We start from the raw sequence: 9,975 nt of genomic DNA, 5'->3' as shown, positions 1-9,975 counted from the left end.
GTTGCCCGCGCGTTGCGCGGTCAACGCCGCAACCCCTATCAATGCAGGGATGCACAATGCAGGGATGCACAGTGGAGACAGAGCAATGAGCATGCAGGTGCGGCGCGCATGGTGGCGCGATCTTTCGATGCCAGCCATCGTCGCTGGCTTCATTACGGTGCTGGTCGGCTTCGCCAGCTCAGCCGTGATCGTGTTCCAGGCGGCACAGGCCGTCGGCGCCAACCAGGCGCAGATCGCCTCCTGGATGTGGGCGCTGGGGCTGGGCATGGGCGTGACCTGCATTGGCCTGTCACTGCGCTATCGCGTGCCGGTGGTGACGGCGTGGTCGACCCCGGGCGCGGCGATGCTGGTGGTGGGTGTCGGCGGCGCGTCGCTCGCCGAGGCCACGGGCGCATTCCTGCTGGCCGCCGTACTCAGCTTGCTGGCGGGCTTTTCGGGCATCTTCGCCCGACTGATGCAACGGGTGCCGATGGCGCTGGCCGCCGGCATGCTGGCCGGTGTCCTGCTGCGCTTCGGGCTGGATGTGTTCGTGGCCATGAATACCCAGCTGGTGCTGGCACTGGCGATGTTCACCACCTGGCTGGCCGGGCGCAGGCTGTTCCCGCGCTATGCGGTGATCGCCACGTTGCTGGTCGGCATCGCCGTCGCCGCGAGCCACGGCCTGCTGCACGCCCAGCAGGTGCATCTGCAGCTGGCGATCCCGCAGTGGGTGACGCCCTCCCTGTCATGGACCGCCGTGGCCGGCATCGCCCTGCCCCTGTTCGTGGTCACCATGGCCTCGCAGAACATTCCCGGCGTGGCGGTGATGCGCGCATCCGGCTACGACGCCCCGGTGTCACCGCTGATCGGCTGGATCGGTGTGGTCAATACACTACTGGCGCCGTTCGGTGCGTACGCGCTGAACCTGGCCGCGATCACCGCCGCGATCTGCATGGGCCGTGATGCACATGAGGATCCGGCACGCCGCTATACCGCGGCGATGGCGGCCGGTGCCTTCTACATTGTCGTCGGGCTGTTCGGCGCCACGGTGGCCGCACTGTTCGCGGCCTTCCCCAAGGAGCTGGTGGCCTGCGTGGCCGGTATCGCCCTGTTCGGCACCATCGGCAACAGCCTGGCCAGTGCGCTGGCGGTAGAGCGGGACCGCGAGGCGGCACTGGTCACCTTCCTGGTCACCGCCTCGGGGGTCTCACTGGCCGGCATCGGCTCGGCGTTCTGGGGGCTGGTGGCCGGTGCGCTGTGCCTGCTGGTATTGCGGGCACGGGCACCAGCCTGAGCAAACGTGTCAGGCCGCCATGCGGGCGACGGTGTTGATCACCCCGACAGCCGCCATGCCGATCACCACCGCCCAGACGCTGGTCCCGCCACGACGCTGCAGTTCGGTACGGATGCGATGGTGCTGCCCGGCGTGAGCAGCCTTCACTTTGCCCAGCAGCCGCATGCAATAGCGCAGGTACAGGGTATTGGCGGTCATCGCGATGGCAAACCGTGGCACCGCCAGCAACACCACCATGAGCAGCGGATTGGCACGGGCCGCCAGCAGCGCGATGCCGAACAGGACCAGCTCGAAGAGGATGGCCGCCAGGTACATTTTCCGGTGCAGCAGCCAGTAGGTCGGCACCAGGAAGGCGGGCCAGTGCCACGGCCGCGGCGGCTTCGGCACTGGGCTGTCCAGGTGCCAGCGCTGGCGGTAGAGCGCTGCGTTGGGCCCCACGAGGAGGTTCAGATCGTCCGCGTCGGATGGAGCGGTCGCACCGTCCACCTCTGCAACAGGCGCGAGATAGGGATTGTCATCCGTCGGAGAAACCGGCGGGGTATCCAGATGATTCATGTCGGCGATTCCATGCCCGGGATGAACCCGCAGTAGCGGCAGGCATCGGTGAATCTGAAGCTGCTCCGGTCTCAGCCTGCCATTGCCTGGCCGACGAACATCGCCGCAACGACAATGATGGCAACCATGGCTGCGGCCGCTGCATTGGTATCACCCCGCTTGGACAGCTCGCTGCGCAGGCGTGCCTCGTCATCGCCCGCCAAGGCGCGCGCGCGGGCGATCTCACGCTGGCAATGCGCCAGGTACCAGCGATTGGCATACACCGCAGCGGTGACGTTGATCGCAAGGGTGATGACCATCGACACGCCTTCCGGTACGCCCAGCAACGCCTCGGCGATACTGAAGAACACCAGCATGCCAGCCCATATCGCCGCCAGCCGGTACATCCGCCGGTACACCATCCAGATCACGCCGATCAGGAAGGCCGGCCAGTGCCAGGTGCCGTTGCCCTCGGCGATGCCCTGGTCCAGCCGCCAGCGTTGTCGATAGATCGGGAAGTTGCCGCCGACCACGGCGGCGTACAAGGCGATGTCGCCTTCCAGCTCCGGCACGGTCGCGGCCACGGGCGAAGCGGCGGGTGCACGGTAGGGGTCGGACGGATCAGCGGTCCGGGTATCGCTGACGGTGACCGCCGGCACCGGTTCAACCGGCGAGGGGTTCGGAGCCATCTGCGCGAGCGAAGGATCCAGTTCGGCCAGTGGCCGCCACGATGCCATCCCTACGCGCCACAGCAGCGTGCGTGCGGTTACGGTGCCGTCCTGCTGCAACCGGCGCAACCCGGCCAGGTCCACCGGCCCTTCGCTCTGCTTGCTGTTGGCGTACCACCACTGTGCTTCCTGCATGCCATCCATTCCTGTCGATCCCATCGCTACTCTGAAACTCCCGCCACGGCCTGCAGCGGTTCACTGGCCAGCACCTGCACAAGCTGGTGGCGCGCGCCAGGTGCAAGGGTAATCTGCTCTGGCCCGGCATTGGCCACTTCCAGGCACACGTAATCGTGCCAACCGTCGCCGACATCGGCCATCTTCGCCGCTGCCTCCATGCCCGGGTTCCAGGCCACCAGGGTCTGGCTGCCTTCGCTGCGGATCTCGATCCGCCGCTGCAGGACGGGATCGCGAAGCACGTAGTGGCCGCCGGCACCGGTATAGATGCGGTCGCTGCGCCCCGGATCGCGCGGGTCACGCAGCGACCAGGGCCCCTGCTGCTGGCGCAGCTGCGCGCCGTCCTCGTACTTGTCCAGGTACTGCAGGCCGTCGAGGCCATCGACCTCGACACGAGTGGCATCGCCGACCCGGAAGTAGCTGTGCAGGGCCTGGGTGAAGGTCACCGGCGAGATTCCGGTGTTCTCGGTGACGAGCTGCTGGCGCAGCTGGCGGCCGACGCGCAGCTGCATCTGCAGGCGCAGGCCGGGATCGGCGCAGGGCGCAGGTGCCAACTGCAGCTCTACCTCGCCGTCATCGCTCCGGGTGGCCTGCAGAAGCTCCCAGCGTGCGGTACGTACCAGGCCATGCGCCGGTGCATCGGCGCTCTTGCCCTGGCGACCGAACCACGGCCAGCACACCGGGACGCCACCGCGGATAGGCGTGGGCAGCTCGGCGCGCGTGGGCGAAAGCCAGAACAGATCGGGCTGCCCATCGGGAATGAACGACAGCAGCTGGCCACCAAACACACTCACGACCGCTGTGGCATTGGCGGTTCGCACCTGCCAGGCCTCCAGGCCGTGATACAGGCCGGTGCTGATGTCCGGATTCGACTGCATGCGATGACGCTCCTTGAAGACCGCGGCGATGATGTCGCGGTCAACGTGCCGCCGGCAAGGCATTCTGCCCAGCGGGTGCGATGGCGGCCGCCTCTTCCTGCAGCGTGCGCAGGATGCGCTGGCCTGCGCGGCCGTCCACCTCGCTCCAGCCCAGGCGCTGCTGCTCGGCCTGGATCGCGCGACGCGTGGCGGCACCGATCATGCCGTCGGCGGCACCGATGTCGTGGCCGCGGGCCAGCAGCAGGGTCTGCAGCTGGCGGCGCTCATCGCGGCCCAGGCCTGGATCGTCGGTCGGCCAGGCGGTAGCCAACCCGGTGCCACCACGCAGCTGGTCAGCAAGCGTCGCGATCGCCAGCGCATAGCTTTCGGCAGCGTTGTAGCTGTAGATCGCGTCGTAGTTGCGGAACACCAGCAGCGCCGGGCCGTTGTTGCCGGCCGGCAGCAGCAGGGCGGCGCGCGCATCCGCCGGCAGGTTGGCCGGAGCCAACGCGCTGCCATCCAGCGCGGTCACGCCCTGCGCGCGCCAGTCGGCCAGGGCGCGACGCTGGGTGCGGCCGGCCTGGCTGGCGTTGAAGCCGGCGGGCACACGCACCTCCATGCCCCATGGTTCGCCACTGCGCCAACCGGCACGCTTGAGATAGTTGGCGGTGGAGGCCAGTGCATCGGGAATGCTGCCGACCAGATCGCGGCGGCCATCGCCATCACCATCCACGGCGATGCGTGCATAGGTGCTGGGCATGAACTGGGTGTGCCCGAAGGCACCGGCCCAGGAGCCGGTGAGCCCCTGTGCCTGCAGGTCGCCGCGGTCGATCAGCGTGAGCAGCGCCAGCAGCTCACCGCGGAAGAAAGGTTGGCGGCGGCCGGCGCACGACAGCGTGGCCAATGACTGCAGCAGCGGGCGCTTGCCGAACACGCGGCCGTAGTCGCTCTCCACGCCCCAGACCGCGACGATGGTGGCCGGATCGACGCCATACTGGGCCGACACACGATCGAGCAGGTCGCGGTGCTGCTGCAGCAGGGCGCGACCATCAGCAACGCGCTGGCGATCAACCAGCGCGGCCAGATAGTCCCAGATCGGCGTGGTGAATTCGGGCTGTGCATCGAGCAGGCCGAGCACGCTGGGGTCCGGGGTGAGCCCGGCGGTGATCTCGTTGAAGCGGTCGGCGCCGATGCCCTGGGTCGCGGCGGTGGCCTGCAGGCCCGCCAAGCAGCGGCTGAACGCCGGATCGGTGCTGGCGGCCGAAGCCGCAGGCAGCGTCGGGTTCGACGCAAGGGCGGCCGCCAGGCCGAGCGTGGTCAGAACAGGCATGGCGTCCTCCGTGTTGCCGTTGCACGGCCATCTTAGGGGTAGCGATGCCGCCGAACCTGAAGGGGCACCGGCTGGCCACCACCTCAGGCGCGCCGCAGCAAGCGCAGGCCATAGGCGGGGCTTTCGGCATCCCATCGCTGCGCCACCTGCAGGCCCGCCTGCCGCAACAGCGCGTCGAAGCTGTCATCGGTGTACTTGTGGCTGTACTCGACGCGGATGGGTTCACCGGCGGCGAAGTGGAAAATGCGGCCATCCAGGTGGACGTCCTGTGCCCGCTGGCTGACCAGATCGGTCTCGATGCGCAACCGCGCAGAGCTGTAGCGTGCACGATGACGGAAGCCATCGAGATCGAAGTCGCTGCCGATTTCGCGGTTCAGGCGGGCCAGCAGGTTGAGGGTGAATGCGGCGGTGACGCCCTGCGCATCGTTGTAGGCCGCCTCGATCAACGCCGGGTCCTTGTGCAGGTCGATGCCGACCAGGGCCAGGCCATCACGCCCCATGGTCTGGCGCATCGCGCGCAGCAGCGCGACCGCGTCCTCGCCTTCAAAGTTGCCCAGCGTGGAACCCGGGAAGAACAGCAGCCGTCGCGCGGGTTCGCGTTCGGGCATGGGTACGGCGACGGGACGGGTAAAGTCGGCACAGACCGGCAGCATCTCCACCTCGGGCAGCGCCGGGGCCAGATGGTCGATGCTGGACAGCAGCGCGGCACGCGAGATTTCAATCGGCGTGTAGGCCACCGGGTCGTGCAGGGCGGCCAGCAGCAACGCGGTCTTGCGGCCACTGCCGCTGCCCAGCTCCACCACGTGCAGGTGCGGCCCGACGCTTCGGGCGATGTCCGGCAGTACCCGTGAAAGCAGGGCCAGCTCGGTACGCGTGGGGTAGTACTCGGGAGTATGCGTGATCTGCTCGAACAGGCGCGAGCCGCGTGCATCGTAGAAGTACTTGGACGGCAGCTGGCGGGGCGTGCGCAACAGCCCGGCCACCACGTCGGCAAGGATCTGCTGGCGGCCGGGAGTGAGATCGGTCAGCGCCTGCAGCGCGTCCTGCACCGTACTCATGCGAGATCCCTGGCCAGGCGCAGCCCGGAGAACTGCCAACGCGCCGGGGGCATGAAGAAGTTGCGGTAGCTGGCACGCACGTGGCCACGCGGCGTGGCGCAGCTGCCACCGCGCAGCACCCATTGCCCGCACATGAACTTGCCGTTGTATTCACCGAGGTTGCCGGCAAAAGGGCGAAAGCCCGGATAGGCGCCATACGCGCTGTGGGTCCATTCCCATACATCGCCGAACAGCTGCCGCAGCCCACTGCCCTGCCCCGCCCGAGGGTGCAGCTGATCGTCGTCGGCAAAATGGCCACGCAGGGGCTGCGACGCAGCGGCGGCTTCCCACTCGAACTCGCTGGGCAGGCGCGCACCCGCCCAGCGGGCGCAGGCATCGGCCTCGTAATAGCTGAGATGGCAGACCGGCGCATGCGGGTCCAGTTCTCGCCAACCGCCGAGGGTGTACTCGCGCTGCAGGGCATCGTCCCAGTACAGCGGGTGCTGCCAGCCCTCGGCTTCGCGCAACGCCCAGCCTTCGCTCAGCCACCAGCGCGGCTCGCGGTAGCCGCCAGCCTCGATGAAGGCGAGGTACTCGCCATTGCTGACGGGACGCTCTGCCAGTGCGTGTGCAGCCAGCAGCACGCGGTGCGGCGGCGATTCGTTGTCGTAGGCGAAGGCGGTGTGCTGCGGCCAGGCTGCGGCGCCAATGGTAATGATGCGTTCGGGTGATTCGATCCAGCCCTGCGCACTGGCAGCGCTGGTGGCAGGCTGCAGGTCATCACGGTAGGCTGGCTGCAACGGATTGCACCAGAACGCATGCTTGATGTCGGTCAACAGCAGTTCCTGGTGCTGCTGTTCGTGCTGCAGGCCCAACTGCAGGTGCTGCAGCGCCTGCTCATCAAGGTCGCCTGCCGCCAGTCGCGATTGCACCTGTGCATCGACCTGCTGGCGGTAGTCGTGCACCTGCTGCAGCGAGGGCCGCGACAACAGACCGCGTTGCGGCCGCGCGTGCGCCGGACCGATGCTTTTGTAGTAGCTGTTGAAAAGATAGTCCCAGGCTGGATCACGCGCCGGCGCACTGGCGAATCCTGCCAGCACGAAGCGTTCGAAGAACCAGGTGGTGTGGGCCAGGTGCCACTTGCTGGGACTGGCGTCGGCCATGCTCTGCAGCATGGCGTCCTCTGCACTGAGCGGTGCGGCCAACTGCAGGCTGCGGGCACGAACACGTGCGAAGTGGTGGGCGAGGTCGTGCTGCGGGGCAGCGACGGCGGTGGGTACGCTGTCCATGCCTACAGCATCGGCGCAGTGCGGTGAGTGCGACGTCATGGCGGCACACTGCCCCATTCACATGGTTGCGGGCGTACCTTTTCAAGAAGCGCGTGTTCAAGAAGCGGGTGAGGACGCCGCTAACGGCAGTGTTGCGGCCGCATCGTCACCGCACTGGACTTCCTGCGTGCCCCTGCATCCACTCCGCCAGCCTGCGCATTACCTGTTCGTGCTGCCCGCCGTGCTGGTCGTCCTGGTGCTGTGGATGGCACTGGGCACCGAGGATGTGGCCAGCCCGGCCCAACGCATCCTGCCCTGGCTGCTGGCCTGCCTCGGCGCGGGCCTGGCCCTGCTCTACCACCAGATACGCACGTTGTGCCTGCTGCTGGTCGTGGCGGTGGTGTTCGCCCTGCTGCACCGGGACGTCGGGGGCTACCTGCGCAGCGGCCATGTCGACGCCTGGACTCCGTTGCGCTTCCACGCAATCTCGGCCTGGGTGCCGCTGCTGTTTGCCGGGCTGGCAGTGTGGCCGGAACGCGGACGCCGACGCCAGGACCTGCTGCTGCGCAGCGTGGTCTGCGGCGCGGCCCTGGTGATCTTCCTGCTGCTTGCGGCACAACAGCCGCAGGGCATGCACGATCTGCTGTCGAGCCGTCACTGGGCCTGGATTCCCGCCGACTGGAATGCGCTGGCGCAGCTGCCGGCGCTGCTGTTCCTGCTGGCGAGCGCAGCGCTGGGCTGGCAGGCGTGGCGGCATCCGCGGCCACTGCACACGGCGATGCTGCTGGCCCTGCTGTGCCTGTGGTGGATGCTGCCGCGGATCTTCCTGCAGCCGGTACTACTGCCGGCGCTGAGCAGCGCCGCCCTGCTGCTGATGCTGGGCGCGATGCTGCAGGAATCCTTCCACATGGCCTTCCGCGATGAGCTGACCGGCCTGCCCGGGCGACGGGCGTTCAACGAGACCCTGCAGCGGGCGCGCGGCACCTACAGCATCGCGATGGTGGACGTGGACCACTTCAAGTCGTTCAACGACACCCACGGCCACGATACCGGCGACGACGTGCTGCGCCTGGTGGGGTCGCGGCTGGCGCGTGTCGGCGACGGTGGCCGAGCGTTCCGCTATGGCGGCGAGGAATTCGCGGTGGTGTTCCTGGACCGCCCAGCGGCGGCCTGCATCGAGGCCGTCGAAGCACTGCGGCAGAGCATCGAGGACACCCGCATGCAACTGCGCGACCGCAGCACCCGCAGCCGTGACGACGAAGCTGGCCGTCAGCAGCGCGGACGCGGCGGCACCGGCCAGGTGGTGCAGGTGACGGTCAGTATCGGGCTGGCCGACAGCCGCGTGGATCCGCGACCGACGGCAGTGCTCAAGGCCGCCGACCAGGCGCTGTACATGGCCAAGGACGGAGGTCGCAACCAGGTCCGCGCGCACGGCGGCCAGCGCCTGCTGGCTGCATCCAGTGCGTAGGGCTCAGACCGCGTCGAGGTAATACCAGCGGCCGTCGATGCGCCGGAATCGGCTGTGCTCGGTCATTCTCACCGCGCTGCCGCCGCCGATGCGGTAGCGCGCGGTGAAGCGCACTTCAGCACTGTCTGCGCCGGTGACCGCGTGGTCGTGCACGGTCAGGCCCAGCCAATGGGTGCGCTGGCCTGGCGCATCGCCCAGCGACAACTCGGCCGGACGCGTATCCGGATGCCAGGTGTGGCGCAGGTAGTCGGCCAGGCCCCGCACATACGCGCTGTAGCGCGAACGCATCAGGTGCTCGGCATCGGGCGCGGCTTCACCGGCATGAAAACGACCACAGCAGGCGGCATAGTCGGCGGGAAGGCCACAGGGGCAGGGATCGGCGGATTTTCGGCTCATGCCGGCATTGTCGCCGGGTTGCAGGGATTGATCCACGCGCGGCGGGAGTCACCTGGAGCAGGACAGGCGTATGCTGTCGCGCCCCCACCTTGATTGATCGCCGTGCTGGATCTGGTTCCCCCTGAGTTGTGGTGGCTGGTGGTGATCGCCTTCATCGCCGGTCTTGTGGATGCCGCCGTGGGTGGCGGTGGCCTGGTGCAGCTGCCCGGCCTGTTCACGGTGCTGCCGCAGCAGACGCCGGCGATGCTGTTTGGTACCAACAAGTTCAGTTCGATGTTCGGTACCGGTGCCGCTGCGTGGCGCTATGCGCGCAATGTGCGCTTCCCGTGGAAGCCGGTGCTGTTCGCGGCCGGCACCGCTTTCATCTTTTCCTTCGCCGGGGCCACGGCGGTCAGCCTGCTGCCGAAGGATGCTGTACGGCCGCTGGTGCTGGTGCTGCTGGTCGCGATGCTGGCCTACACGCTGTGGAAGAAGGACTTCGGTGCGTTGCACCGGCCCCAGGAGATCGGCCGCCGCGAACTGGTGATCGCGCTGGCGATCGGTGCGGCGATCGGCTTCTACGACGGCTTCTTCGGGCCAGGCACCGGCAGTTTCCTGATCTTCCTGTTCGTGCGCTTCTTCGGCCTGGATTTCCTGCGCGCGTCAGCGGCGTCGAAGATGGTGAACCTGGCGACCAACGTGGCAGCGATCTCGTTCTTCGTGCCGACCGGCAACATCCTGTGGCTGTTCGCGCTGCCAATGGCCGCAGCCAACATCATCGGTTCGGTGGTGGGCACGCGCCTGGCGCTGAAGGGCGGCACGCCCTTCATCCGCAAGCTGTTCGTGGGGCTGGTGGTGGTGCTGATCGCGCGGATGGCGTGGGATACGTTCCGCGCTGCGTGAATGCGGTTGCCGGCCAGCGGCCGGCACT

The 9,975-nt window shown here is 68.0% G+C and carries 10 protein-coding genes; 3 read left to right on the top strand and 7 right to left on the bottom strand.

What is annotated here, in order from left to right:
- Nucleotides 1-85: 85 nt before the first annotated feature.
- Entirely contained in the window at nucleotides 86-1,273 is a 1,188-nt protein-coding gene (locus tag ABGA94_RS13925; protein ID WP_375367566.1) for a benzoate/H(+) symporter BenE family transporter, read from the top strand.
- A 9-nt stretch (nucleotides 1,274-1,282) separates the two neighbouring features.
- On the opposite strand, the gene ABGA94_RS13920 is transcribed toward ABGA94_RS13925, so the two are convergent.
- The 6 genes from ABGA94_RS13920 to egtB all read right to left on the bottom strand — a co-directional run bounded on the left by ABGA94_RS13920 (nucleotide 1,283) and on the right by egtB (nucleotide 7,222).
- Nucleotides 1,283-1,828, bottom strand: a complete 546-nt coding sequence (locus tag ABGA94_RS13920) for a DUF2628 domain-containing protein (RefSeq protein WP_111128342.1) — start codon at nucleotides 1,826-1,828, stop codon at nucleotides 1,283-1,285.
- Nucleotides 1,829-1,899: 71 nt separating this feature from the next.
- Nucleotides 1,900-2,670, bottom strand: coding sequence for a DUF2628 domain-containing protein (locus ABGA94_RS13915; RefSeq protein WP_053496756.1), 771 nt, complete (start codon nucleotides 2,668-2,670; stop codon nucleotides 1,900-1,902).
- Nucleotides 2,671-2,696: 26 nt separating this feature from the next.
- Nucleotides 2,697-3,587 (bottom strand): D-hexose-6-phosphate mutarotase, encoded by an 891-nt coding sequence (locus tag ABGA94_RS13910; RefSeq protein WP_375367564.1) that lies wholly within the window; start codon nucleotides 3,585-3,587, stop codon nucleotides 2,697-2,699.
- A 40-nt stretch (nucleotides 3,588-3,627) separates the two neighbouring features.
- Nucleotides 3,628-4,896, bottom strand: a complete 1,269-nt coding sequence (locus ABGA94_RS13905; RefSeq protein ID WP_197598865.1) for a lytic murein transglycosylase — start codon at nucleotides 4,894-4,896, stop codon at nucleotides 3,628-3,630.
- Nucleotides 4,897-4,979: 83 nt separating this feature from the next.
- On the bottom strand, nucleotides 4,980-5,954 hold the full coding sequence (gene egtD / locus ABGA94_RS13900) for an L-histidine N(alpha)-methyltransferase (RefSeq protein WP_005421314.1): 975 nt from the start codon (nucleotides 5,952-5,954) through the stop codon (nucleotides 4,980-4,982).
- Nucleotides 5,951-7,222, bottom strand: a complete 1,272-nt coding sequence (gene egtB, locus ABGA94_RS13895) for an ergothioneine biosynthesis protein EgtB (protein ID WP_095379435.1) — start codon at nucleotides 7,220-7,222, stop codon at nucleotides 5,951-5,953. The genes egtD and egtB overlap by 4 nt, the downstream gene beginning before the upstream one ends.
- Nucleotides 7,223-7,388: 166 nt before the next feature.
- Between egtB and ABGA94_RS13890 the strand changes: the two genes are divergently transcribed.
- The gene (locus ABGA94_RS13890; RefSeq protein WP_375367562.1) at nucleotides 7,389-8,669 is read left to right on the top strand and encodes a diguanylate cyclase; all 1,281 of its coding nucleotides are present in this window, start codon (nucleotides 7,389-7,391) and stop codon (nucleotides 8,667-8,669) included.
- A gap of 3 nt (nucleotides 8,670-8,672) precedes the next feature.
- On the opposite strand, the gene ABGA94_RS13885 is transcribed toward ABGA94_RS13890, so the two are convergent.
- The gene (locus ABGA94_RS13885) at nucleotides 8,673-9,065 is read right to left on the bottom strand and encodes a YchJ family metal-binding protein (protein ID WP_032954755.1); all 393 of its coding nucleotides are present in this window, start codon (nucleotides 9,063-9,065) and stop codon (nucleotides 8,673-8,675) included.
- Between the two features lie 102 nt (nucleotides 9,066-9,167).
- On the opposite strand from ABGA94_RS13885, the gene ABGA94_RS13880 reads away from it, so the two are divergent.
- Nucleotides 9,168-9,947 carry a TSUP family transporter gene (locus ABGA94_RS13880; protein ID WP_032954756.1) on the top strand — a complete coding sequence of 260 codons (780 nt, stop codon included), beginning with the start codon at nucleotides 9,168-9,170 and terminating at the stop codon, nucleotides 9,945-9,947.
- Nucleotides 9,948-9,975: the final 28 nt, after the last annotated feature.

Origin of the sequence: Stenotrophomonas sp. 3diitr2024 (genome assembly GCF_042136455.1) — a bacterium.
GTDB lineage: Bacteria > Pseudomonadota > Gammaproteobacteria > Xanthomonadales > Xanthomonadaceae > Stenotrophomonas > Stenotrophomonas sepilia.
The sequence above is the reverse complement of the archived record's forward strand: the minus strand, read 5'-3'. Positions and strand labels throughout refer to the sequence as shown.